Source organism: Streptosporangium sp. G11 (assembly GCF_051192615.1).
Classification (GTDB): domain Bacteria; phylum Actinomycetota; class Actinomycetes; order Streptosporangiales; family Streptosporangiaceae; genus Streptosporangium.
Genome location: NZ_JBPJUQ010000007.1, coordinates 106,339 through 130,107, shown reverse-complemented (window position 1 = coordinate 130,107; position 23,769 = coordinate 106,339). Strand labels below are relative to the sequence as shown.

The 23,769-nt window shown below is 71.3% G+C and carries 21 protein-coding genes; 10 read left to right on the top strand and 11 right to left on the bottom strand.

The genetic code is table 11. The annotated features are described in order from the left end of the window. Positions 1-35: 35 nt before the first annotated feature. The 6 genes from ACSDR0_RS10075 to ACSDR0_RS10050 form a co-directional block, all read right to left on the bottom strand. Positions 36-2,174 carry a peptidase domain-containing ABC transporter gene (locus ACSDR0_RS10075; protein WP_435288485.1) on the bottom strand — a complete coding sequence of 713 codons (2,139 nt, stop codon included), beginning with the start codon at positions 2,172-2,174 and terminating at the stop codon, positions 36-38. Beyond that, positions 2,171-2,587, bottom strand: a complete 417-nt coding sequence (locus ACSDR0_RS10070; protein WP_435288484.1) for a hypothetical protein — start codon at positions 2,585-2,587, stop codon at positions 2,171-2,173. The genes ACSDR0_RS10075 and ACSDR0_RS10070 overlap by 4 nt, the downstream gene beginning before the upstream one ends. Next, positions 2,584-3,843 (bottom strand): TIGR04500 family putative peptide maturation system protein, encoded by a 1,260-nt coding sequence (locus tag ACSDR0_RS10065; RefSeq protein ID WP_435288483.1) that lies wholly within the window; start codon positions 3,841-3,843, stop codon positions 2,584-2,586. Before ACSDR0_RS10065 ends, ACSDR0_RS10070 begins: the two co-directional genes overlap by 4 nt. Next, the gene (locus tag ACSDR0_RS10060; protein ID WP_435288482.1) at positions 3,840-4,862 is read right to left on the bottom strand and encodes an MvdC/MvdD family ATP grasp protein; all 1,023 of its coding nucleotides are present in this window, start codon (positions 4,860-4,862) and stop codon (positions 3,840-3,842) included. Before ACSDR0_RS10060 ends, ACSDR0_RS10065 begins: the two co-directional genes overlap by 4 nt. Before the next feature lie 127 nt (positions 4,863-4,989). Then, positions 4,990-5,127, bottom strand: a complete 138-nt coding sequence (locus ACSDR0_RS10055) for a putative ATP-grasp target RiPP (RefSeq protein WP_435288481.1) — start codon at positions 5,125-5,127, stop codon at positions 4,990-4,992. Between the two features lie 44 nt (positions 5,128-5,171). Next, positions 5,172-5,309 carry a putative ATP-grasp target RiPP gene (locus ACSDR0_RS10050; RefSeq protein ID WP_386161149.1) on the bottom strand — a complete coding sequence of 46 codons (138 nt, stop codon included), beginning with the start codon at positions 5,307-5,309 and terminating at the stop codon, positions 5,172-5,174. A 494-nt stretch (positions 5,310-5,803) separates the two neighbouring features. Between ACSDR0_RS10050 and ACSDR0_RS10045 the strand changes: the two genes are divergently transcribed. Continuing rightward, positions 5,804-6,175, top strand: a complete 372-nt coding sequence (locus tag ACSDR0_RS10045; protein ID WP_435288480.1) for a hypothetical protein — start codon at positions 5,804-5,806, stop codon at positions 6,173-6,175. Positions 6,176-6,256: 81 nt separating this feature from the next. On the opposite strand, the gene ACSDR0_RS10040 is transcribed toward ACSDR0_RS10045, so the two are convergent. Together ACSDR0_RS10040 and ACSDR0_RS10035 are read right to left on the bottom strand one after the other, a co-directional pair. Continuing rightward, positions 6,257-6,574: a DMT family transporter gene (locus tag ACSDR0_RS10040; protein ID WP_435288479.1), complete on the bottom strand. Its 318-nt coding sequence runs from the start codon at positions 6,572-6,574 to the stop codon at positions 6,257-6,259. 5 nt (positions 6,575-6,579) lie between these two features. Further along, positions 6,580-7,311 carry an SDR family NAD(P)-dependent oxidoreductase gene (locus ACSDR0_RS10035; protein WP_435288478.1) on the bottom strand — a complete coding sequence of 244 codons (732 nt, stop codon included), beginning with the start codon at positions 7,309-7,311 and terminating at the stop codon, positions 6,580-6,582. A gap of 83 nt (positions 7,312-7,394) precedes the next feature. On the opposite strand from ACSDR0_RS10035, the gene ACSDR0_RS10030 reads away from it, so the two are divergent. Beyond that, positions 7,395-7,976, top strand: coding sequence for a TetR family transcriptional regulator (locus ACSDR0_RS10030; RefSeq protein ID WP_435288477.1), 582 nt, complete (start codon positions 7,395-7,397; stop codon positions 7,974-7,976). A 159-nt stretch (positions 7,977-8,135) separates the two neighbouring features. Here the strand turns inward: ACSDR0_RS10030 and ACSDR0_RS10025 are convergent, their stop codons facing one another. The 3 genes from ACSDR0_RS10025 to ACSDR0_RS10015 are packed head-to-tail and all read right to left on the bottom strand — an operon-like array spanning position 8,136 to position 11,302. Then, entirely contained in the window at positions 8,136-9,629 is a 1,494-nt protein-coding gene (locus ACSDR0_RS10025; protein ID WP_435288476.1) for a tripartite tricarboxylate transporter permease, read from the bottom strand. Then, complete coding sequence (locus ACSDR0_RS10020; RefSeq protein ID WP_435288475.1) at positions 9,630-10,337, bottom strand: tripartite tricarboxylate transporter TctB family protein; 708 nt, start codon at positions 10,335-10,337, stop codon at positions 9,630-9,632. Further along, on the bottom strand, positions 10,337-11,302 hold the full coding sequence (locus ACSDR0_RS10015) for a tripartite tricarboxylate transporter substrate binding protein (RefSeq protein WP_435288474.1): 966 nt from the start codon (positions 11,300-11,302) through the stop codon (positions 10,337-10,339). Before ACSDR0_RS10015 ends, ACSDR0_RS10020 begins: the two co-directional genes overlap by 1 nt. Positions 11,303-11,475: 173 nt before the next feature. On the opposite strand from ACSDR0_RS10015, the gene ACSDR0_RS10010 reads away from it, so the two are divergent. The 8 genes from ACSDR0_RS10010 to ilvC all read left to right on the top strand — a co-directional run bounded on the left by ACSDR0_RS10010 (position 11,476) and on the right by ilvC (position 23,674). Further along, positions 11,476-13,164, top strand: a complete 1,689-nt coding sequence (locus tag ACSDR0_RS10010) for an ATP-binding protein (protein WP_435288473.1) — start codon at positions 11,476-11,478, stop codon at positions 13,162-13,164. Continuing rightward, complete coding sequence (locus ACSDR0_RS10005) at positions 13,161-13,856, top strand: response regulator (RefSeq protein ID WP_435288472.1); 696 nt, start codon at positions 13,161-13,163, stop codon at positions 13,854-13,856. Before ACSDR0_RS10010 ends, ACSDR0_RS10005 begins: the two co-directional genes overlap by 4 nt. Positions 13,857-14,066: 210 nt before the next feature. After that, positions 14,067-16,076 carry a VanW family protein gene (locus ACSDR0_RS10000; RefSeq protein WP_435288471.1) on the top strand — a complete coding sequence of 670 codons (2,010 nt, stop codon included), beginning with the start codon at positions 14,067-14,069 and terminating at the stop codon, positions 16,074-16,076. A 250-nt stretch (positions 16,077-16,326) separates the two neighbouring features. Then, on the top strand, positions 16,327-17,235 hold the full coding sequence (locus tag ACSDR0_RS09995; protein ID WP_435288470.1) for a 2-hydroxyacid dehydrogenase: 909 nt from the start codon (positions 16,327-16,329) through the stop codon (positions 17,233-17,235). A 267-nt stretch (positions 17,236-17,502) separates the two neighbouring features. Then, positions 17,503-20,163: a putative bifunctional diguanylate cyclase/phosphodiesterase gene (locus tag ACSDR0_RS09990; RefSeq protein WP_435288469.1), complete on the top strand. Its 2,661-nt coding sequence runs from the start codon at positions 17,503-17,505 to the stop codon at positions 20,161-20,163. A 176-nt stretch (positions 20,164-20,339) separates the two neighbouring features. After that, positions 20,340-22,127, top strand: a complete 1,788-nt coding sequence (locus tag ACSDR0_RS09985; protein WP_435288468.1) for an acetolactate synthase large subunit — start codon at positions 20,340-20,342, stop codon at positions 22,125-22,127. A 2-nt stretch (positions 22,128-22,129) separates the two neighbouring features. Further along, entirely contained in the window at positions 22,130-22,654 is a 525-nt protein-coding gene (ilvN, locus tag ACSDR0_RS09980) for an acetolactate synthase small subunit (RefSeq protein ID WP_386265310.1), read from the top strand. Positions 22,655-22,693: 39 nt separating this feature from the next. Beyond that, on the top strand, positions 22,694-23,674 hold the full coding sequence (gene ilvC, locus ACSDR0_RS09975; protein WP_435288589.1) for a ketol-acid reductoisomerase: 981 nt from the start codon (positions 22,694-22,696) through the stop codon (positions 23,672-23,674). Positions 23,675-23,769: the final 95 nt, after the last annotated feature.

Sequence of the window (23,769 nt, the reverse complement as noted above, 5' to 3'; positions counted from 1 at the left end):
ATTTGTGGTGATTTTGTGCCGTATGGGGAATGGAATCAGGCGGGGGTGGCCTGGGCGGCGACGAGTTCGGCGTACTTGCCGCCGACGGCCATCAGCTCCTCGTGGGTGCCGCGTTCGACGACGCGTCCGGAGTCGACCACCAGGATCAGGTCGGCGTCCCGGATCGTGCTCAGCCGGTGGGCGATCACGATCCGGGTCTGGGTGAGCCAGAACAGGTTGGACTCGATGGTCGCCTCGGTGGCGCTGTCCAGGTTGCTGGTGGCCTCGTCGAGCAGCAGGATCTTCGGCCGCGGCAGGATGGCGCGGGCCAGGGAGAGCCGCTGGCGCTGGCCGCCGGAGAGACCGCCGCCGTCGGTCAGCATCGTCTCGTACCCCATCGGCATGGCCATGATCTCCTCGTGCAGCGCCGCCACCTCGGCCGCGGCGACCACCCGCTCCAGGGACGCGTCGGGGAAGTTCAGCGCGATGTTCTCCCGGATCGAGCCGCTGAACAGGGAGGGGTCCTGGCCGACCACTCCGAACTGGCGGCGCAGGGTCCGCAGGTTGAGCTCGGAGGCCGGGACACCGTCGTACAGGATCTCGCCCTCCACCGGGGCGTGCAGTGTCAGCAGCAGCCTGGCCAGCGTGCTCTTGCCCGACCCCGAGGCGCCCACGAGGGCGACCTTCTGTCCCGGCCGGATGGAGACCGAGATGTCCTTCACCACCCACGGGCCGCGGGGGTCGTGCCGGAAGCTCACGCCGCGCAGTTCCACCGCGCCACGCAGCCGGAGGACCTCGATGCCGTCGCTGGGCTCAGGCTCGGAGGCCAGGATGTCGGACAGGCGGTCGAAGTGCGCGCCCGCCTGCTGCAGGCTCTGCAGGCCGGTCATCAACGAGCCCAGCGGGATCAGGGCACCGAGCGCGATGGCGTTGAGCGCGATCAGCGCGCCCACGGTCAGCTCCCCGTCCAGGACCCGCCACGTGCCGAGCCACAGCAGGCCGAGCGGGGCGACCACCCGGATCGCGGACAGCGCTGCCTCCACCAGGCCCTGGGTGAGACCGCTGCGCACGTCGGCGTTGAGCTGCTGGGTGAAGTGGGCCGACCACTGCTCCACCGCCCGCTTCTCGGACCCGGACGCCTTCAGCGTCTCGATGCCGGTGATCGCCTGGATGAGGCTGCTCTGCGACGCGGAGAAGGCGGCCAGCTCCTGCTGGGTGAGCAGGTTGATCCGGCGGGTGGTGGCCAAGACCAGGAGCCCCTGGGCCACGACCACCCCGGTCAGTGCCAGCCCGAAGACGGGATCCCAGACGTACACGAGCACGAGGTAGCCGACGGCGAGCGGGCCGTCCAGCAGCGCCGCCACGATCTGGCCGGTGAGGATGTCGCGCAGCGTGGAGACGCTGGCGGCCCGGGTCAGCAGGTCGCCCTTGCCGCGCTGCGCGAAGTACCGGTAGGGCAGCGCGACCAGATGGCCGATCACCCCCTCGGTGAGTTCCTGGTCGGCACGGGCACGTACCGCCACCAGCAGCGCCGCCCGCAGATAGCCGATCACGAACTGGGCCACCCCGGCCAGCAGCACGGCCCCGCCCAGCAGGGGCAGCAGGTCCGTTCCCCGTGACGGGATGACCCTGTCGATCAGCAGCTGGGAGAGGAGGGGCAGGGCCAGCCCCAGCAGTTGCAGCAGCAGCGAGGCCGCGATGACCTGCGCGAGCAGGCCACGCCGGCGCCGGAACAGGGTACGGACGAACTCGCGCCGCCAGGCGCTCGCCATCGAGGACGCGCCGCGGTGGAACCCCTCCCCGGGTTCGAAGACCAGCAGCACACCGGTGAACCCGGCGCCGAACTCCTCCGCGGTCAGGCGGCGGCGGCCCTGTCCGGGATCGACGAGGTCCACCCGGTCCGGCGCCCAGCGCTCGACCACCACGAAGTGGTTGAACTCCCAGTGCGCGACCGCGGGGAGCGGCACGCGCGCCAGGTCCTCGGGCGCGAGGGAGAACGCCCGCGCCTTCAGGCCGTGCTCGCGGGCACCCTCCACGATGGCCTTGGCACTCAGCCCGTCCCTGCCGACCTGGAGCCGTTCGGACACCTGGTGCAGCGTGGTGCGGTGGCCGTGGTGGCAGAGCACCATGGCCAGGCACGCCGCGCCGCACTCGGTGACGGTGTTCTGCAGCAGGACCGGTACGCGCCTCCTCATCCGCCCGCTCCCAGCGCGAGCGTGATCAGCACGGCGCCGGCCGCCAGGACGGCGGCCACCACGATCCACAGCAGCAGGAACGACGGGCCGCTGATCACCAATGGCATCCGGACGGTGGCGCGGGTCTCGACATGACGGCGCAACGCCTCTTCCCGGTAGACGAGCCGCCCTGGGCCGCTCCCCGCGGGAGGGCCGGTCGTCGAGGACCCGGGCTGGGCGGCGGGCGCGGCGGGAGCGGCGGCCGGGGGGCCGGGGCGGGGCGTCGGGGGGCCCGGATCGGTCGTCGAAGGCCGCGACGGGGCGGCCGGAGGCGAGTAGGGGGGCCGCGTCCGGTATCCCTCGGTGTCCTCCCAGTGCCTGACCCTGTGCCGGCCGGGCGCGGGAACGGCCTGGGTGCTGTCCGGATCGATCATGACCAGTGCCACTCGACCGTGGCCGCGGCGCGGTGCTCCGCCAGCCAGCCGGTGAACGCGGCCCGTCCGGCGGCGGCCAGTGTCTCCGCGTCGCCGGTGGCCGGGCTCCTGGACAGGACGGCGCCGGTCAGGAAGCCGCCGTCGGGCAGCTTCACCGGGCCGACGACCCGGCCGGGCTCCGCACCGCGCAGTGCCTCCGGCAGTTCCGCCTCCCAGCGGGTCGCGAAGGTCACCGCCGTCTCCCCGAGCGGGGTCGCCGCGGCTTCCCCGGACGAGGTCGACGTCAGGTCTCCGGACGAGGTCGACGTCAGGTCTCCGGACGAGGTCGACGTCAGGTCTCCGGACGAGGTCGACGTCAGGTCTCCGGACGAGGTCGACGTCAGGTCTCCGGACGAGGTCGACGTCAGGTCTCCGGACGAGGTCGACGTCAGGTCTCCGGACGAGGCCGACGGCACGTCCGCGGTCTCGCCCGGGGAGGTCGCCGCCGTTTTTCCGGGTGAGGCCGACGTCACGTTCGCGGTCTCCCCGAGTGAGGCCAGGGCGGCGAGGAGGTCGGGCGTGGTGGCGGCGGTCACCGCCTCCCCGCCGGTGACCCACACGGCCCTGACCCGGGCGAAGTCGCCGGGGTTCGCGGCCAGGTGGCCCGGGGCCAGTTCCGTCTCCTTGTCGCGGCGGAACCGGCGGCGGCGGGCGATCTCGGTGATGTACGCCTCGAACTGCTCGCCCGACATGCCGGCCTCGGTCATCCAGGCCAGGGTCGACTCGCGGTCGTGCAGTCCCCGGCCCCGGCGGAACTCGTCGGCCGTCGCCTGGAGGTCGGCGGCGGTGAGCGGTTCGGTGTCGTCGGCGGCCTCGACGAGCAGGCACTGGTCGACGATCTCCTGGTACGGCGACGCGTCCCGCCGGGAGAGCGAGCGCAGCATGGTCAGCGCCTGGGGGACCGTCACGTCCACGTCGTTGACGCTGACCAGATACCCGGCCGCCCAGTGCGTCGAGTGGTCGATCAGCCAGGGCACCCCGTCCTCGGGAGGGGCGGTCAGCGCGACCGTGCCGCCGTCGGGGTGGTCGAGGAGCAGGTCGTAGTCGACCACCGGGGTCCCGGGGCGCCGGTCGACGACGAGCTGTGCCCGGATCCCCGGATGCCGCGCCGCCCACTCGCCGACCGCGCGGTGGGCGTCGGCGACGCCCGCGCTGCGGCGGGGCAGCGTACGGAGCAGGGTGACCCCGGACTGCAGGGCCTTCGCGAAGTCGGTCACGGTGTCTCTCCGTCCATGAGCCAGCCCGCGATCGCGTCGCTGACGGGCAGCCCGGTCCACAGTTCGACGAACCCCCACGCGCCGTTGGAGTTCAGCTCCAGGAAGACGTACTCGCCGCCGGGGGTGACGATGAAGTCCAGTGCCGCGTAGGTCAGGCCGACGTCGGCGACCAGCCGGGCGCAGCGCGACGCCACCTCGGCGGGCAGCTCGTGCACGCCGTACCTGACCCGGTCGTTGTCGTAGTGCCGCCAGTCGTCCCTGGCCATCCGGGAGGCCGACGCGTCGATCTCCGCGGCGAACACCCGCTCTCCCACGACGATCACCCGCAGCTCGACCGCCTTGGGAACGTAGGGCTGCAGGATCACCGGCTCGTGCTGTACGCGGTGCCGGGAGGTCAGGTGGCGGCGGGTGATGACGGTCGTGAACGCGCGGTGCTCGGCGCCGTCGACCTGGAACCGCTCGGCGGTGATCTGCTTGGCGACCAGCCGTTCCGACGCCTCGTAGGCGCCCACGAGTTCCGCGGGGTCGTTGGTGTACACCGTGTCGGGTACCGAGAAGCCCAGCTCGATCGCCCGCGCCATGTGGAAGATCTTGTTGTGCGCCCGGCGCTCGTCCGCCCGGCGGCCGGGCAGCCACCGCGCGGGCAGGAGGCTCCACACCCCGTCCAGCATGACCTCCGCCTGCTGGTCGACGTGCGCGCGGTGACTCGGCTCGGTCACGGTGCCGGCGGCGGAGGGTGGGTTCGGCCGGCTGCGCCAGACCGCGGTGATCCGGGACAGGTCGATCGTCTCCGCACCGGTGTCCAGCAGCAGCCGTCGCTCCCCGCCGGCGAACGACGCGGTGATCCGGCTGCGGCTCGGGAAGTCGCCGGTGTCCCACCACAGCACCGGCGTTCCGGGGCCGTCCGCGGTGGTGGCCGCGTCACCGTCCGCCCCCACCACGCGAGCGCCGCGACGCAGGAGCGCGGTCATGACCCGCTCGACCGCCCCGTCCCCGCGCTTGCTGATGATCAGAATCACTGTCCGGTCCCGTCTCGAAGGCGCGGCGGAACGCTCCCGTTCCGCCGCGCCGTGTTCATCCGATGCGCCGTCCGCCGGAGACCCGCCTCACGGTGAACGGGTTCCCGGTGCCGGTGGGTCGGCCCGCTCAGGCGGACTCGCGCACGCAACCCTGCGGGCTGTAGGTCAGCACCCAGCCGGGCATGCCGCCGGACACCTGGCCCAGCTCGGCCTCGGCCAGCTCGGCGCCCTCGAAGGGCAGGTCGTCAATCGTGATCTTCGACATGGTCGTTCCTCTCGGTCGTGAAGCGGAGCCGTCGCGTGCGCGGGCTAGTACTGCCACCACTCGCACGGCAGGTCCTTCTTCCAGGCGCTGACCGACCACCTGCCGCCGGACACCTGGCCCAGCTCGGCCTCGGCCAGCTCGGCGCCCTCGAAGGGCAGGTCGTCAATCGTGATCTTCGACATGATCATTCCTCTCGGCCGCGTTGCCGCGGTTCCCGCCGGTCTTCCGGCCTCGGTATCGAGAGCCGGTCACCGGGTCCCCGTCTTCGGTCCCCGGCTGCACGGAGGAATCTAGGAATGATCACTTGTGGACCACTTGTGCTCTGCTTGCGTCGCGTGGGGCCGGGGTCGGGCCAAGGGAATCGCCAAGGAGGCCGGGCCGGGGGAATCGCCAAGGGGGCCGGGCCGGGGGAATCGCGCCGGCCGCGTCGCGTCGGCCGTATCGCGAGCTCGCCGGGATTCCGGGCCCGCTCGGCCGTGTCGGCGGAGGTCGGATTTCTTTCGGTCGCTTGCATTCCAGTAATCGGAATGACCTTTTCATGTGGTAATTCACATTTCTGGAACTGAATAGGTATTGACGAAATTCTTGGCCCCTTGCACAGTAATCACTGCAGTCCCACCTTTCACTCCGGCACGACCTGACCTCGCGATCGGAAGAACATCCAATGAAAAGGCTCGTGGCATTCGCCACCGTGACGTTGACGGCCGCCGCGGGAATGGCCGTCGCGGCTGTTCCCGCTCAAGCGGCCCCTGTGAACAGCGCTTTCGTCCTGTCGGCGGCCCCGGCCGTGGACGCGGTGGTCATTGCCAACGGGGTGCGCCTGCGGTCGAGTCCCGGAGGGTCGACGGTTATCGGCTATCTCTACTACGGCGATTACGGGCGGATTCTCAATCCGAGCTCGACGGGCGGCTGGTGCAACTTCCGGCTGAGCGCCAGCTCGGCCTCGGGGCTGCCCTCCGGTACCACGGGATGGGTTTCGTGCACCTATCTGGCCAGGGAGGACGGCCGGAAATTCGTCGGCCCGGCCGTCGATGCCCTGGGGGAATAGTCCCCTTCCTGGTTAAGTCCGGCCGCCCGGCTCCCCACAGCCGGGCGGCCGTTTCCCGTCGCGAGACCCTCGCGGGTCGCGTCATCCGTCCAGGAGCTTGAGGCCGATGACGCCGACCAGGATGAGCGCCAGGCAGGCGAGCCGGGCCGGTGCCGCGCTCTCGCCCAGGGCCGCGATGCCCACGACGGCGACCCCGAGCGTGCCGAGCCCGACCCAGACCGCGTACGCGGTGCCCATGGTCAGCGTCCTGAGCGCGAAGGTGAGCATGACGAAGCTCAGGACCGCCGCCGCCACCCCGACGAACGCCGGCCAGAACCGGGTGAACCCGTCCGAGCGTTCGAGCGCGGTGGCCCAGACGATCTCCAGCGCGGCCGCCGCGAAAAGCAGAGCCCAGGCCATGGCGGTCAGGCCGTGGTGCCCGCGTCGACGGTGATGGTGGCGCCGGTGATGTTCCCGCCACCCTCTCCCGCCAGGTGCGAGACGGTGGCGGCGATGTCGTCGGGGCTGCAGTAGCGGCCCAGGGCGGTGAAGCGCCGTTCCTCCTCCGCCCCCGGACCGTCGGCCGGATTCATCTCGGTGTCGGTCGAACCGGGATGGACGAGGTTGGCCGTGATGCCCCGCGGGCCCAGGTCCCTGGCGAGCCCCTTGGTCAGGCCGGTCAGCGCGGACTTGCTCATCGCGTAGAGCGTCCACCCCGGGTACGGCACGCGCTCGGCGAGACTGCTGCCGACGCAGATGATCCGGCCGCCCCTTCCCATGTGCCGGGCGGCCGCCTGTGCCAGCACGAACGAGGCGCGGGAGTGGATCGCGAGGACGCTGTCGACCTCGGCGAGCGTCACCTCCTCCAGCGGCCCGAACGAGGCGACGCCGGCGTTGCCGACCACGATGTCGAGCCGCCCGAACTCGGCGACCGTCCGCTCGACCGCGGCGACCAGCGCGCCGGCGTCGGCGGCCTCCACCGCCAGGGCCAGCCCGCGGGCGCCGGCGGCCTCGATCTCCTTGACGACCGCCGCCGCCCGCTCCGCCGAGCGCGCGTACGTGATCACCACGTCGGCGCCCTCGGCAGCCAGGCGCACGGCGATGGCGGCGCCGATCCCACGGCTTCCCCCGGTGACGAACGCGACCCTGCGTGTCATGGTGTGCTCCTTAAGCGGAATCAATTCCGCTTAACCATAAAACGGAACTGATTCCGCTTACAAGCCTCCAGTAGCCTGTGATCGTGGACGTCGTCATGAACCCGCGCCGCGAGCGGGTCGACGCGGCGCGCAACCGGGTGAAGATCCTCGCCGCCGCCGCCGACATCGTCGCCGCTCACGGCGTCGAGGGGCTGTCGATGGCGGAGGTGGCCGCCGCCGCGGGCGTCGGAGTCGGCACGCTGTACCGCCGGTTCGGCGATCGCTCGGGGCTGGCGTACGCGCTCATCGACGAGCGGGAACGCGAGTTCCAGGCGGCCTTCATCGAGGGGCCGCCGCCCCTGGGGCCCGGTGCCGGCGCGCCCGCCCGCATTCGCGGCTTCCTGCACGCCCTGGCCGACAGGACCGTGGAGCAGTTGGACCTGCTGGTGATGGCCGAGACGGCGACACCGTTCGCCCGCTTCGGCGGTGCCTACGACGCCTACCACGCCCACCTGTCGATGCTCATCGCCCAGGCCAGACCCGGCGCCGACGCCCACGTCCTCGCCGACGCGCTGCTCGCCCCGCTGGCCTCGCCGCTGCTCGCCCACCGCCTGCGCGAGCGGGGGATGACGGTCGAGCGCGTCAAGGCGGGCCTGGACGACCTGCTGGCCGCGTTCGCCCCCTGAGCGTCCCGGCGGTCCCGGTGGTCCCCGGTGGTTTCCGGTGGTTTCCGGTGGTTCCGGTGGTTCCGGCGGCGTACGCGTACGCCCGCCCGTGAGAACGGAAACGGGCACGGACGTCCGTCCGTGCCCGCGTGTGCCGCACCCGGGTGCGGCCGGTTCCGGTCAGGCGCCGCGACGGGCGGCCACCTTCCTGATGAGGGGCGTGAACAGCGCCAGGAGCGAGATGACCAGCAGCGTCGCCGCGATCGGGCTCCTGACCAGGACCGTCACGTCGCCCGCGCCGATGGCCAGGGCCCGGCGGAGCTGGATCTCGGCCATCGGGCCCAGGATCAGGCCGATCACCGCGGGAGCCACCGGCAGGCCGAAGCGGCGCATCGCGAAACCGAGCAGCCCCAGGATGTAGAGGATGACCAGCTCCACCCAGGAGGAGTTCAGCGCGTAGACGCCGAGCGCCGCGAACAGCACGATCCCCGAGTAGAGGTAGGGCCGGGGAATCCGCAGCACCCGGGCCCAGAGCGGGGCCAGTGGCAGGTTGAGCACCAGCAGCATGGTGTTGCCCACGAACAGTGAGGCGATCATGCCCCAGACCAGCGCCGGGTTGTGGTCGAACAGCTGCGGGCCCGGCTGCAGCCCGTACTGCTGGAAGGCCGCCAGCAGGATCGCGGCCGTCGCCGAGGTGGGCAGGCCCAGCGTGAGAAGCGGGACGAGCGTGCCCGCCGCCGAGGCGTTGTTGGCGGCCTCGGGACCGGCGACCCCCTCGATGGCGCCCTTGCCGTACTCCTCGCGGGCGATCCCGCGCGCCAGGCGCTTCTCGATCGAGTACGACAGGAACGTGGGGATCTCCGCGCCGCCGCCGGGCAGCGCGCCGAACGGGAAGCCGAGCGCGGTGCCGCGCAGCCACGGCCGCCAGGAACGCGACCAGTCGGAGCGGCCGAGGAACGCCCGGCCGACCGGGACCACCTCGGGCCGTCCGTGCCGCAGCCGCGAGGCGACGTAGAGCACCTCGCCGAGGGCGAACAGCCCGACCGCGACGATCACCACGTCGATGCCGTCGAGCAGCTGCGGGATGCCCAGGGTGAGCCTGGCCTGCCCCGTCTGCTGGTCGATGCCGACGAGCCCGATGACCAGGCCGAGGCTCAGCGAGGCCAGCCCGCGTACGACGGAGCGGGACAGCACCGACGACACCGCGGTGAAGGCCAGGACGGCCAGCGCGAAGTAGTCCTCGGGGCCGAAGGAGATCGCGAAGTCCACCACCAGGGGCGCCGCGACGACCAGCAGCGCGGTGGCGATGGTGCCCGCGACGAACGAGCCGATCGCGGCCGTCGCCAGCGCCTGGGCCGCCCGGCCGCGTTTGGCCATCTTGTTGCCCTCGAGCGCGGTGATCATCGAGGAACTCTCGCCGGGCGTGTTGAGCAGGATCGAGGTGGTCGACCCGCCGTACATGCCGCCGTAGTAGATGCCCGCGAACATGATGAACGCGCTCGCAGGGGGGACGGTGAACGTGATCGGCAGCAGCAGCGCCACGGTCATGGCCGGGCCGATGCCGGGCAGCACGCCCACCAGCGTGCCCAGCGTGACGCCCGCCAGTGCGTAGAGCAGGTTGACCGGGGTGAGGGCGGTCGCGAAGCCGTCCATCAACAGCTGGAAGGAATCCACTCAGATCACCCCGGACAGCAGTCCGGCCGGCAGCGTCACGCCGAGGCCCCTGACGAAAATCAGGTAGGTGAGAGTGGACAGCAGGATCGCGATGACGCCCGCGCGCAGCCGGTGGGCCGCCCCGAGCGTCACGGACAGGCCGAAGAAGAGCAGCGCGCCCGCGATGATCCAGCCGAGCAGGTCGAGCAGTCCGGCGAAGGCCAGGAAGATCACGCTGACCAGTGCGACCGTCCGCCAGTCGGCCCGCGCGCCGGGATCGGCGTCCTCGGCGTCCTCGGGATCGCCGTGACCTCCCCTGAGCACGTCGAGCACGTAGAACAGCCCGATCAGCAGCATCGCCCCCCCGACCAGGGCCGGGAAGAACCGGGGCCCGAGACCGAGGGCGGAGCCCGCGGCGGTCACGTCGGCGGTGCCGACGATCACGAACACCCCCAGCGCGAGGACCAGCACCGCCAGCCCCAGCTCGGGCCGCCGCCACGACCACCCGGTCCCGGCCCCGGGGTCCACGCCGGCCCCGGAAGCCGGACCGGGACCGGAACCGGGATCGGGACGGGAACCGGAGGCCGGATCGCGGGGAGCGCCGGTGTCACGGCCGGTACCGCCGTCGCCCGCGCGGGCGACGGCGGCCGGTTCGGGTCCGGTGCCGCGGTCACCGGCACCGGTGGCGCCGGTGCCGGTGGGTCCGGACGGGTCTTCTGTGGGCTGCATCAGGAGACGAGGCCCATCTCCGCGATGACGGTCTTGACCTTGGTCTGCTCCGTCGCGAGGAAGTCGGCGAACGGCTGACCGGTCTGGAAGACGTCGGCCCAGCCGTTCTTGAGCACCGCGTCCTTCCACGCCGGGGAGTCGTGCATCTTGGTGACCAGGTCGGTGAGCTTCTTCTTCGCCTCGTCGTCCAGCCCGCCGGGCGCGACGAAGCCCCGCCAGTTGGCCAGCTCCACATCCAGGCCCGCCTCCTTGAGGGTGGGGGCGTCCACGTTGCCGAGCCGCTCGGGAGAGCTGACCCCCAGGGCGCGCAGCTTGCCGGACTTCACGTGCTCGGCGAACTCGCCGATGCCGGAGATGCCCATCGCGACCTTCTCGCCGAGCAGCGCGTTGAGCGCCTCGCCGCCGCCGGAGTGGGCGATGTAGTTGACCTGCTTGGGGTCGATGCCCGCGGCCTTGGCCATCAGGCCCGCCACGATGTGGTCGGTGCCCCCGGCGGAGCCGCCCGCGATGGCGATCTTCGTCGGGTCCGTCTTCCACGCCGCCACCAGGTCGCCCAGAGTCTTGTACGGCGATCCCGCGGGAACCACGACGATCTCGTACTCCTCGGTGAGCTTCGCGATCGGCGTGGTGTCGGCCAGGGTGACCTTCGACTTGTTCTGCTCGACCGCGCCGACCATGACCAGGCCCATGGTCATCAGCAGGTCGCCGTTGCCCTTCTCGCCCGCGAGCTGGGCCAGGCCGATGGTGCCGCCCGCACCGGGCACGTTGTAGACCTCGATCTTGCGGGACGGGTCGGCGGCCTTGAGCGCCTCCCCGGCGACGCGGGAGGTCTGGTCCCAGCCGCCTCCCGGCGAGGCCGGAGCCATGATTCTCAGCGCGCTCGTACCTGAACCGCCCCCGGAACCGCAGGCGGTGAGGGCGGCGAGGGACAGCACCGCGAGGGCGGCCAGTCTCCGAAGACGCATTGTCAGCTCCAAACAAACGTAAATAAAGCGTGGTGAGGATGGTGACTTCAGGAGGCCGCCCTGTCGATCCTTTGCGTGTTTGCCGTCGTATCGGTCATATTGGTCACACCTCCTCGCGACCTCGCCGTTACCTCGGACTGCTTTCATCGAGGCCCTGACCAGGGAGTTGACTCGTGCGACGCTTAATCAACGCCTCGCTCGGCACCCAGCTTTTCGTGTTGCAGACCGTCATCGTGTTTCTCGCGGTCGGCGGCACGGCGGGCGTCTGGATGGAGCACACCCGTGTCCTGCTGGACCGCCAGTACCAGCAGCGCGCCCTGGCGATCGCCGAGTCGGTCGCGGGGCTTCCCCAGGTGCGCGAGGCGTTCGCCCAGCCCCGGCCCGAGCTGAGCCTGCAGCCGATCGCGCTCGGGGTGCAGGCGGCCACCGGTGCCGACTACGTGGTGATCGCGAATCGCGACCAGATTCGGTACGCCCACCCCAACGCGGCCCTGATCGGCAAGAGGCTGTCCACCGACGGTTCCGAGGTGATGACGAACGGGCGGCACTGGACCGGCATCCAGACGGGCACCCTCGGCCGCTCGGTACGCGGCAAGGCCCCGATCTTCGGCTCCTCGGGGCAGGTCATCGGCCTGGCCTCGGTCGGAATCCTGGAGGGGACCGTCGCCGACCAGCTCGGCGAGGCGCTCCCGCCGCTGCTGTGGACGGTGCTCGCGGTCCTCGTCGCGGGGTCGGCCGCCGCAGGGCTGATCGCCCGGCGGGTGCGCCGCCAGACGTTCGGCCTGGAACCGGGGGAGATCGCGGCCCTGCTCGAACAGCGCGAGGGCGTGCTGCACGGCGTCAAGGAGGGGGTGCTCGCGCTCGACCTCCAGGGAAGGGTGACGCTCGTCAACGACGCGGCACGCGACCTGCTCGGCCTCTCCCAGCACGACGTCGGCCGGAGCCTGCGGGAGATGCCCCTGTCCGACCGGATGCGGGACGTGCTGGACGGCGTGGACCCCGGCGACGACCGGGTGGTGCTCCACCGCGACCGGGTGCTGGTGCTCAACCGCACCCCGGTGGCCGTACGGGAGCGGCAGAGCGGCTGGGTGGTCACCCTGCGGGACCGCACCGAGCTGGTGCGCCTGGCGCGCGAGCTCGACCAGGCCAGCACCACGACCGGCGCGCTGCGCGCGCAGGCCCACGAGTTCGCCAACCGGATGCACACCGTGGTCGGCCTGCTGGAACTCGGTGAGCACGAGACGGCCGTCAGCTACATCACCCAGACCACCGAGGCCTACAGCAGGCACGCCTCGGGCATCCGGGAGAAGGTCGCGGACCCGACGCTGGCCGCGCTGCTGCTGGCCAAGTCGGCCGAGGCGGCCGAGCGGGGCGCCTCTCTCGTGCTGTCCGACGACTCCCGGGTGGAGGAGGGCATGCTCGGCGACCCGCACGACGCGGTCCTGGTCGTCGGCAACCTGGTCGCCAACGCCCTCGACGCGCTGCAGGAGAGCGGGGGAACGGTGGAGGTCTCGGTCCGTACGGAGGCGGACGGGCTGCGCGTCCGGGTCGGCGACTCCGGTCCCGGGATCACCCCGAGCCTGGTCCACGAGGTCTTCAGGGAGGGCTTCACCACCAAGGCCGCCCACGCCGGGCCGCGCGGCCTGGGCCTGGCCCTGACCCGGCAGGCGTGCTCGCGCCGAGGTGGCTGGGTGCGGGTGCACAACGCGGGCGGCGCCGTCTTCACCGCGCTCCTTCCCACGGGAGAGCCCGCCTCGCCGCACACCGGGAAACCCGCGGCGCTCACGGCGCCCGGGGCACCGGCGGTATCCGCGGCGCCCACAACGCCCACGGCACCCGCGGAACGGAAGGTGCCGAGTTGACCGGGGACGGGCACGCGAGGGAGATCCGCGTCCTGGTCGTGGACGACGACTTCATGGTGGCCAGGATCCACGGCGGCTACGTCACCAGGATGCCCGGCTTCACGGTCGCCGACATCGTGCACACCGGGGGCGCCGCGATCGCCTCGGCCGCGGTGCGCAGGCCCGATCTGGTGCTGCTCGACATCTACCTGCCGGACATGTCGGGACTCGACGTCCTCGCGAAGCTCAGGGAGGCCGCGCACCCGGTGGACATCCTGGTGATCACCGCCGCGCGCGACGTGGCCACGGTCCGGGCGGCGATGCGCGGCGGCGCGGTCAACTACCTGATCAAGCCCTTCACCGCCCGCGCCCTGGCCGAGCGCCTCGAACAGTACGCCGAGATCCGCAGACGGCTCGCCACCCTCGGGGACGAGGCCCGCCAGGACGAGATCGACCGGCTCTTCGGTGCGGTCAGGGGGGTTCCGCCACCGCTGCCCAAGGGGCTGTCCGTCACCACGTGCTCCCTGGTCGCCGCGGCGCTCAGGGAGAGCGTCGGCGACCTGTCGGCGGCCGAGGCGGCGACGCTCACCGGTCTCTCCAGGGTCAGCGCCCGCCGGTATCTGGAACACCTGTGCGCCGCGGGCCAGGCGGAGCTCCGCCCGAAATACGGCACCGCGGGAAGGCCGGAACACCGTTACCGCTGGACGGGCTGATCCGTCACGCCGGCCCGAGGGCGAGGGGAAAGGGTGGACACGAACGGCCACCGTTACCCCCGAACGGGATGATTTGTTACTCCTTTTTGGACGGCGGTTGACCAATGTGGTTTAAGGTTGCCGGAGGTGGAAGCTGCGAAGCAGGAGGATGCGGAGGCCGTGCGGAACGCCGGAGCGTCTGTGAACCCGCCGACGGACCCCTTTGAGGCAATGCCCCTTCCCTCACGCCCCGTCCCGCCGGGCGCCCGCGACCCGCGACTGCCTCCCGGCGCGCAGGCCGCCCAGTCCCAGGGTGGCTCGCGCCTTCCCCCGGGTGTCTCGCCCGACATCTTCGGCCCCACCGGTCGTGGGGCGTCCCCCGGTCTCGGCGGCCCCGCCGCGCCGGCGCGCGGGGCGACGGGCCTCCCGCCCGCGGCCCAGCCCCCGCAGCCCTGGCAGATGGCCACCCCGCCCGAGCGCCCCTTCCAGCGCGACGAGCCCACGCTCGTCCCCGGCGGCGACGGAGGGTTCCCGCAGCCCGACGCGCTCCGCTACGAGGAGCCGCCCCCGCGCGGCCGAGGGGGCCGCAGACTCTTCCTGATCGTCCTCACCGTGCTGTTCGTCGCCGCGCTCGCCTACGCGGTGCCCGCGGTCGTCATGTCCGGCAAGATGCTGCCCGGCACCACCGTGCGGGGCATCGACATCGGGGGCCTGACCGCGACCGAGGCGGCCGACAAGCTCAGAGAACGTCTGGCGGGCGAGGCCACCGGGGAGATGACCCTCCTGGCCGCCGGCAAGCGCTACGACTTCGACCCCGGCAAGTCGGGGCTGGAGTTCGACGTGGTCGCCACCATCAACCAGGCACCCAGCGGCTTCCCCAACCCCGCCGAGGTCTGGCGGGCCCTCACCGGCACCACCGATCTGGAGCCCAAGGTCTCCTCCGACCCCGAGAGCATGAGAGCCGCGGTCGCGAGCCTGGCCAGGAGGATCGACCTCAAGGTCCGCGAGGGCTCGGTCACGTTCGAGGGCGTCAAGCCCGTCGTCGTGATGTCCCGCGACGGCCGGGAGCTGGAGCGGGAGGCCGCGATCGCCGCGATCACGAACGCCTTCCTCGGCCCGCGCGAAGAGGTTCGCCTCCCGGTCTCGGTGATCAAGCCGATGGCCGGGGAGGCCGCGGTCAAGAAGGCCGCCGCCGGCGCGGCCAAGGCTCTGTCCGGGCCGGTCACGCTGACCTTCGCCGGCAAGCAGGTCCAGCTGCCGGTGGAGACCCTCGCCGCCCACCTGTCCTTCAAGCCTGACAGCGCCGGCGGCATGAGCCCGGAGTTCGACGCCAAGAGCGCCGTGGCCTCCGTGGAGGGGGACCTGATCGATCCGGTCCTGGCCCCGCGCGACCCCACGTTCCAGATCGTCGGGGGAAGGCCGAAACTGGTGCCCGGACGCAAGGGGAAGGGCATCAACGACGAGCGGCTCGCCGCGGACGTGGCCGCGATGGTCGCCCGCGGCGGCGACCGGACGATCCCGGTGCTCCTGACCACCGTCCAGCCGCGGATGTCCGACGCCGAGGCGCGCAAGCTCGGCATCAAGGAGCGGATCAGCCAGTTCACCACGCCCTACGACTGCTGCCCGCCCCGGGTGACCAACATCAGGGCGATCGCCAGGCTCCTGGACGGCTACCTGGTGAAGCCTGGCGAGACCTTCTCGCTCAACGGCGTCATCGGCCAGCGCGACACGGCCCGCGGCTTCGTCCCCGCCCCCATGATCCAGGGCGGCAGGCTGGTCGACTCGGTCGGCGGCGGCATCTCCCAGTTCGTCACCACCATGTACAACGCGGTGTTCTTCGGCGGTCTTGAGGACGTCCAGCACGTGGCGCACGAGTTCTACATCTCCCGCTACCCGGCCGGGCGCGAGTCCACGGTCTCCTGGCCCGAGCCCGACTTCCGCTGGAAGAACGACTCGCCGTACGGGGTGCTGGTGAAGACCTCCTTCAACGACAGCGGGGTCACCGTCGGCTTCTGGAGCACCAAGCGCTACGAGATCGAGTCGATCTCGTCCGAGAGATACGACGTCACCCCGTTCAAGAGCGAGACCGACAGCGGCCCCGACTGCATCCCGATGGTCGGTCAGAACGGTTTCACGATCGACGTCTGGCGCGTCTTCAAGCAGGACGGCAAGGAGATCAAGCGCGTCAAGAAGACCACGGTCTACCGCCCCGAGCTCGACCTGAAGTGCGTGCCCGAGTAGCGGTGCCGCTCTCCTAGGCCTGGTCAGAAGGCCGCTCCTCCTCGGCCCGGCCGCCGGCGCGTCTCCCCGGGGCCGGGCTGGAACCGTCGGCGCGTCTCCCCGGAACCGGGCTGGAACCGTCGGCGCGTCCTCCCGGGGCCGGACGGAAACCGCCGGCGCGTCTCCCCGGAACCGGATCGGAACCACCGGCGCGTCTCCCCGGACGGCCGGCGGGGCTCCGTTATGGGCGGTGCGGCTGGATAATGCGGGCATGAAGATCTGGGTCCCTTCCAAAGCCGCCGCCGATGTCCTGTGCGACCTCCCCGAAGTGGAGTGCGTCGTCTACGACGGCACGGAGCCGGTGCCCGAGGGGGTGGAGGAGGCCCAGGTCTGGATCCCGCCGCTGATGCCGGTGGCGGACCTTCCAGGCCTGCTGGCCCGAATGACCGGCCTGCGGCTGCTGCAGACCGTCACGGCGGGTGTCGACGCCTACCGGCCGCACCTGCGGGACGGGGTGACGTTGTGCAACGCCCGGGGCGTGCACGACGCGGGCACCGCCGAGTGGGCGGTGGGAGCGATGATCTCCGTGCTCAGGGAGTTCCCCGGGTTCGTCCGCGCGCAGCGCGAGGGCGAGTGGACCTATCACCACACCGGGGTGCTGGCCGACTCCACCGTCCTGGTCGTCGGCTACGGCTCGATCGGCGAGGCGCTGGAGCGGCGGCTCGACGGTTTCGAGGTCGACGTCGTCCGGGTGGCCAGGACCGCCAGGCCCGGCGTGCACGGCCTGGACGAGCTGCCCCGCCTGCTGCCCGGGGCGGACGTGGTGGTGCTGCTCGTACCCTCGACGCCCGAGACCACCGGCATGGTGGACGCCGGGTTCCTGGCGGCGATGAAGGACGGCGCCCTCCTGGTGAACGCGGCCAGGGGCACGGTGGTCGACACGGACGCGCTCGTCGCCGAGCTGCGGAGGGGCCGGATCCTCGCCGCGCTCGACGTCACCGACCCCGAGCCCCTGCCCGGGGACCACCCCCTGTGGACGGCGCCGGGGGTTCTCATCACCCCGCACGTCGCGGGCAGCAATCCGGCCTCCGTACGGCGCACGCTGAAGCTGCTCCGCTCCCAGTTGCTGCGTTACCTCGCGGGCGAGCCGCTCAAAAACGTGATCACGGGTTCCTACTGACCGGCAAAGGAATCCGGACCGTGGCTACCTCGTGACCTGCGGTGCGTACCGTCGGTGAGAGCGATCTCCGTCGCCCGCGCGGTTATCAGATCGGTGACGACTACGGCGTTGTCGCCACCCGCGAGGCCCGGACGGCACACACTGGCCCTGTGCCGGTGCGAGCGCCGAGGACGAAGAACGACGTGCTCGTGTCGGCAGCGCGGGCGCAGCGAGCAAGGGAAGCTGCGAAAGCGAAATACACCAAACGACATTGATGGGCAGACGACATTGATCCGCTGGCGTGACCCCCGGGTACCGCTGACCGCCGCCGCCGTGGGCGTGGTGGGGCTCGTTGCCGCTCTCGTCAGCGGCGCTCCCGCCGTGGTCGTCGAGGCGGTGGCGGGTGTCGTCACCGCCGCGGCCGCCGCGGGCTCGCTGTTCGCCGCGGCCTCCAGGGTGACCGACCGGCGCAGGGCGCTGGCCTGGCGCTGGCTGGCCGGAGGCTCGGTCACCTGGCTGGCCGGGGTGGGCGTGCGGCCGATCGCGGACGGCGCGCCCTTCGTGGTGACCTTCGCCGACCTGGTGCTCCTGGCCGGCACGTCCATGCTCGCGGTCGGCACCGCGCTGTCGGCGGCCAGGCCCGCGCGCGGGCACGCCCTGCTGCGCGACCTCGCCGACTCCTACGTGTGCGCCGCCGCCATCATGGTGATCATCTGGGTGTCGCTGGTGGGGCCGGTCTACGGCGACAACGGTGACGCGGGCGACGCCGCGGTCACCTTCGCCTCGCCCCTGGTCTGCCTGATCCTCGCCTGTGTGGTGGGCCCCGCGGTGGTGCCGATCCGGCGGTCGGCCTGGCCGGTGGGCCTGGCCGCGCTGGCCGTGCTCGCCGCCGTCGCGACCTCCGAGACGATCACCGCTCTGGCCCGGGTGAGCGGTGACACGCCGTCCCTGACCTGGGTGTGGCTGGCCCCGGCCGCGTTCCTCGTGCTCGCCGCGGTCCCGTGGAGCGGGCCCGCGACGCGGCCTCCGGAACCCGCGGACGACGAGCCGTCCGTCCGCGAGAGCACGTCCTCGCTGATCGCGGCGGTGCCGCTGTTCCTCGTGGCCGTGGCCACCGTCGTCGTGCTCCTTCGCGTGATCAGCGGCGGGGTGCAGGGACCTCCGGCGGTCCTGGCCTCGGTGTGCGCGTCGATCGTCGCCGTCCTGCTGGTACGCCTGTTCGTGATGCTGGTGGAGACCGGGCGGCTGCGGAGCCTGCTCCACCTCGGCGAGCGGCAGCTGCACGACCTCGCCGAGAGCTCCGGGGACGTGGTCATGCTGTGCGACTACGAGGGCGTGGTGCGGCAGATCGGCGAGGGCGTCGAGATCACGTACGGATACCGCCCCGACGACGTGGTCGGCGGGAAGATCTTCGACTACATCCACCCCGAGGACGTGCCGGGAATCCAGGCGGCGCTGAGCGCGATGAGCCTGGAGGAGGAGGCCGAGGAGGGGCCGGGCGCGTGCATGGTCGCCTGCCGGGTCCGGGCCTCCGACGGGACCTGGCGTCCCGCCGAGTCGGTGGCCACCCGGCACGTGCGCGGTGACGACCTGCTGCTCGTCACCACCCGCGACATCAGCGACCAGGAGGCCCTGCGCAGCCAGGTCGCCCACCTGACCTTCCACGACGGCATCACCGGCCTGCCCAACCGGGCCTACTTCGAGGAGCGCACCCGGGAGGTGCTGGCCCGGCCGGGCGCGAGCAACGTCGCCGTGGTCTTCCTGGACCTCGACGGCTTCACCGCGGTGAACGACTCGGTCGGCCACGCCAGCGGCGACTACCTGCTCGGCCAGGCGGCCCGCAGGCTCCGCGCGGCCGTACGGGCCGACGACACCCTGGCGCGCTGGGGCGGTGACGAGTTCGCGGTGCTGCTGGAGGCGCCGGTCGACGCCCAGACGGCGGTCGACCTGGCCGAGCGGCTGGTCCGCACGGTCTCGTCCGAGCCGTTCCGGGTCGCCGACCGCGACATCGCGCTGACCGCGAGCGTCGGGGTGGCCTTCGCCACCGACGACGTCTCCTCCGCCGACCTGATCCGCAACGCCGACGTGGCGATGGCCAGGGCCAAGGAGCTGGGCGGGCGCAGGGTCGAGGTGTTCGCCGCGCACATGCACGCCGACGTGGTGCGACGCCTGGAGCTCGCCGCGGACCTGCAGCGGGCACTGCTGGAGAACCAGTTCGCGATCGAGTACCAGCCGGTGGTCGACCTGGCCACCTCGCGCGTCACCGCCGTCGAGGCGCTGGTGCGCTGGTGCCGGGGCGGCGAGTTCGTCCCGCCGGAGCAGTTCCTCGGCCCGGCCGAGGACACCGGCCTGATCGTGCCGCTGAGCGAGTGGATCCTGCGCGAGTCCTGCCGGGAGGTGGCCGCCTGGCGTGCCTCCGCCTGGGAGATAGGGCTCTCGCTCAACCTGTCCGCCCGGCAGATCATGGCGCCGCGCTTCGTGGAGACCGTGGAGGCGGCCCTGGTGGAGAGCGGGCTGCCGCCCAGCGCGCTGACCCTGGAGGTCATCGAGGAGATGCTGGTCGAGGACGCGGAGGAGACCATCACCCGGCTCTCCGAGCTGCGCGCCCTCGGGGTCCGGCTGGCCATCGACGACTTCGGCACCGGTTACGCCTCGCTGGCGTTCCTGCGGCAGCTCCCGGTCGACATGATCAAGATCGACCCGTCCTTCGTGTCCGGGCTCGGCCGTGACGAGACGCTGACCCTGCTGACCCGCACGATCGTGCGGCTCGGCCACGACCTGGGGCTGATCGTGGTCGCCGAGGGCATCGAGCGGCCCGAGCAGCTGGAGCTGCTGCGTGAGATGGGCTGCACCCGCGGCCAGGGATTCCTGGTGGCGCGTCCGATGGCCGCGCGCGGCGTCGACTCGCTGATGCGCACGAGCCTCTCCAGCCTCGGGACTCCCGCGTGACATCCCATCTCGGACTCTGAGACACGTGTCCCATGAATTTGACGCGGGGGTGCTCTGTCGGCCATGGTGGAGCCATGCAGCTTCACCGTGGGATTCTCGTAGTACTTCGCAGGCGCGCTGGTCGCTGAGCCGAGTACTCCGCCCGCGCGCCGCCCCAGCTCCGCCGACCAGGCGGAATGGGGCATTTTTTTTGCCATCAAGCATGCTCAGCCACAAGGAACGAGCCGATGACCGAACAGATGACAGGAGCCCAGGCCCTCGTGAGGGCGCTGGAGCACGTCGGGGTCGACACTGTGTTCGGGATCCCGGGCGGCGCGATTCTCCCCGCCTATGATCCTCTCTACGACTCGACCAAGGTCCGGCACGTGCTCGTACGGCATGAGCAGGGCGCGGGGCATGCGGCTCAGGGGTACGCGCAGGCCACCGGCAAGGTCGGGGTCTGCATGGCCACCAGCGGTCCCGGCGCGACCAACCTGGTCACCCCGATCGCCGACGCCTACATGGACTCGGTCCCGATGGTCGCGATCACCGGCCAGGTGCCGAGCGGCGCCATCGGCACCGACGCCTTCCAGGAAGCCGACATCTCCGGCATCACCATGCCGATCACGAAGCACAACTTCCTGGTCACCGACGCGGACGACATCCCCAGGACGATCGTGGAGGCCTTCCACATCGCCTCGACGGGGCGTCCGGGGCCGGTGCTGGTCGACATCGCCAAGGACGCGCTCCAGGCGAAGACGACCTTCCAGTGGCCGGTCGTCATGCAGCTGCCCGGCTACCGGCCGGTGACCCGGCCGCACTCCAAGCAGATCCGCGAGGCGGCGAAGCTGATCGCCGAGGCCAGGCGGCCCGTGCTCTACGTGGGTGGCGGTGTGCACCGGGCGGGGGCGTCGGCGCAGCTGCTGGAGTTCGCCGAGCTGACCGGCATCCCCGTGGTCACCACCCTGATGGCGCGGGGCACCTTCCCCGACAGCCACCCGCAGCACATGGGCATGCCCGGCATGCACGGCTCGGTGTCGGCGGTCGGCGCGTTGCAGAAGTCCGATCTGATCATCGGGCTCGGCGTCCGCTTCGACGACCGCGTCACCGGTCAGCTGTCCACCTTCGCGCCGTACGCGAAGATCGTCCATGCGGACATCGACCCGGCGGAGATCTCCAAGAACCGGCACGCGGACGTCCCGATCGTGGGTGACTGCAAGGAGGTCATCTCCGACCTGATCGCCGCGGTGCGCAACGAGGAGCGCAAGGGCGACTACACCGACTGGTGGACGGCGCTCAACGCCTACAAGGCGACCTACCCGCTGGGCTACGCCGAGTTCGAGGACGGCTCCCTCGCCCCGCAGTACGTCATGGAGCGGCTGGGGGCGCTGGTCGGCCCGGACGCGATCTACACCGCGGGTGTCGGCCAGCACCAGATGTGGGCCGCGCAGTTCATCGGTTACGAGAACCCGGGGACGTTCATCAACTCCGGCGGCGCGGGCACGATGGGCTTCTCCCTCCCGGCGGCGATGGGGGCCAAGATGGGCCGTCCCGACACCACGGTGTGGGCCATCGACGGCGACGGCTGCTTCCAGATGACCAACCAGGAGCTCGCCACCTGCACGATCGAGGGCGTGCCGATCAAGGTCGCGATCATCAACAACGGTAACCTGGGCATGGTCAGGCAGTGGCAGACGCTGTTTTACAACCAGCGTTACTCCAACACCGACCTGCAGACGGTCCGCCGGATCCCCGACTTCGTCAAGCTGGCCGAGGCGTACGGTTGTGTGGGGCTGCGGTGCGAGCGTCCGGAGGACGTGGACGCGACGATCAAGAAGGCCATGGAGATCAACGACGTGCCGGTGGTCGTCGACTTCGTGGTGCACCAGGACGCCATGGTGTGGCCGATGGTCGCGGCCGGGACCAGCAACGACGAGATCAAGTTCGCGCGCGACATGGCGCCCGTCTGGGACAGCGAGGACTAGGCATGAGCAGGCACACGCTCTCCGTGCTGGTGGAGAACAAGCCGGGCGTGCTCGCGCGCGTCGCGTCGCTGTTCAGCCGCAGGGGGTTCAACATCGACTCGCTGGCGGTCGGGCCGACCGAGCACGCGGACATCTCCAGGATGACCATCGTGGTCAACGTCGCCGACCTGCCGCTGGAGCAGGTCACCAAGCAGCTCAACAAGCTCGTCAACGTGCTGAAGATCGTGGAGCTCGACCCGGTGCAGTCGGTGCAGCGCGAGCTCACACTGATCAAGGTGCGGGCCGACGCGGACAACCGTTCCAGCGTGCTGGAGCTGGTCAACCTGTTCCGGGCACGCTGTGTCGACGTCTCCTCGGACGCGGTGACCATCGAGGTCACCGGCACGCCGGACAAGCTGCAGGCCTTCATCAAGGTCCTGGAGCCGTTCGGCATCAAGGAGCTTGTCCAGTCGGGCATGGTGGCCATCGGCCGCGGAGCCCGTTCCATCACCGACCGTTCTCTCCGGGCCCTGGACCGGACCGCGTAACGCGTACGAGAAACTCGAAAGGTTAAGCAAGTGACTGAAATCTTCTACGACGACCAGGCCGACCTGTCGATCATCCAGGGCCGGCACGTCGCCGTTCTCGGATACGGCAGCCAGGGCCACGCCCACGCGCTCTCGCTGCGCGACTCCGGCGTGGACGTCAGGGTCGGCCTGCCCGAGGGTTCCAAGAGCCGGGAGAAGGCGGAGGCCGACGGCCTGCGCGTGCTCACGCCCTCGGAGGCCGTCGAAGAGGCCGACCTGACCATGATCCTCGCGCCGGACCACATCCAGCGCCACCTGTACGCCGACCACGTGGCCCCGAACCTGGTCGAGGGCGACGCGCTCTTCTTCGGGCACGGCCTCAACATCCGCTACGGCCTCATCGAGGCGCCCGAGGGCGTGGACGTGGCCATGGTCGCTCCCAAGGGTCCCGGTCACCTCGTGCGCCGCCAGTACACGGCGGGTCGCGGCGTGCCGTGTCTCATCGCGGTGGAGAAGGACGCCAGCGGAAACGCCCTGGAGCTCGCCCTGTCGTACGCCAAGGGCATCGGCGGCACCCGCGCCGGGGCGCTGAAGACGACCTTCAAGGAGGAGACCGAGACCGACCTGTTCGGTGAGCAGGCCGTGCTGTGCGGCGGCGTGTCCGAGCTGATCAAGGTCGGTTTCGAGACCCTGATCGAGGCGGGCTACCAGCCCGAGGTCGCCTACTTCGAGTGCCTGCACGAGATGAAGCTGATCGTCGACCTGATGTACGAGGGCGGCATCCACAAGATGTACTGGTCGGTCTCCGACACCGCCGAGTACGGCGGCTACTCCCGTGGCCCGCGCATCGTGACGCCGGAGACGAAGAAGGAGATGCAGCGCATCCTCGCCGAGATCCAGTCCGGCGAGTTCGCCAAGGAGCTGGTGGACGAGTTCGACGGCGGCCAGAAGAAGTTCACCGCCTACCGCGACGAGCTCGCCGAGCACCCGATCGAGAAGACCGGCGCCAAGCTCCGCCCGATGATGAGCTGGCTCAAGTAACGGAGCCGAGGTGACGGCGCCCAGGTGAGGGCGCCGGGTGAAAGCAGCGGCCCGTGCCCCCCGCGACGTGAACTCGTCGCGGGGGGCACGGGCCG

What these genes read in the sequence shown, in the direction of transcription:
- ACSDR0_RS10035 (WP_435288478.1), bottom strand. Translation starts at nt 7,311, where the DNA reads ATGACACGCAGGGTCGCGTTCGTCACCGGGGGAAGCCGTGGGATCGGC.
- ACSDR0_RS09995 (WP_435288470.1), top strand. Translation starts at nt 16,327, where the DNA reads ATGAAGATCTGGGTCCCTTCCAAAGCCGCCGCCGATGTCCTGTGCGAC.
- ACSDR0_RS10040 (WP_435288479.1), bottom strand. Translation starts at nt 6,574, where the DNA reads ATGGCCTGGGCTCTGCTTTTCGCGGCGGCCGCGCTGGAGATCGTCTGG.
- ACSDR0_RS10050 (WP_386161149.1), bottom strand. Translation starts at nt 5,309, where the DNA reads ATGTCGAAGATCACGATTGACGACCTGCCCTTCGAGGGCGCCGAGCTG.
- ACSDR0_RS09985 (WP_435288468.1), top strand. Translation starts at nt 20,340, where the DNA reads ATGGGGCATTTTTTTTGCCATCAAGCATGCTCAGCCACAAGGAACGAG.
- ACSDR0_RS10000 (WP_435288471.1), top strand. Translation starts at nt 14,067, where the DNA reads ATGCCCCTTCCCTCACGCCCCGTCCCGCCGGGCGCCCGCGACCCGCGA.
- ilvN (WP_386265310.1), top strand. Translation starts at nt 22,130, where the DNA reads ATGAGCAGGCACACGCTCTCCGTGCTGGTGGAGAACAAGCCGGGCGTG.
- ACSDR0_RS10070 (WP_435288484.1), bottom strand. Translation starts at nt 2,587, where the DNA reads ATGATCGATCCGGACAGCACCCAGGCCGTTCCCGCGCCCGGCCGGCAC.
- ACSDR0_RS10055 (WP_435288481.1), bottom strand. Translation starts at nt 5,127, where the DNA reads ATGTCGAAGATCACGATTGACGACCTGCCCTTCGAGGGCGCCGAGCTG.
- ACSDR0_RS10020 (WP_435288475.1), bottom strand. Translation starts at nt 10,337, where the DNA reads ATGCAGCCCACAGAAGACCCGTCCGGACCCACCGGCACCGGCGCCACC.
- ACSDR0_RS10075 (WP_435288485.1), bottom strand. Translation starts at nt 2,174, where the DNA reads ATGAGGAGGCGCGTACCGGTCCTGCTGCAGAACACCGTCACCGAGTGC.
- ACSDR0_RS10015 (WP_435288474.1), bottom strand. Translation starts at nt 11,302, where the DNA reads ATGCGTCTTCGGAGACTGGCCGCCCTCGCGGTGCTGTCCCTCGCCGCC.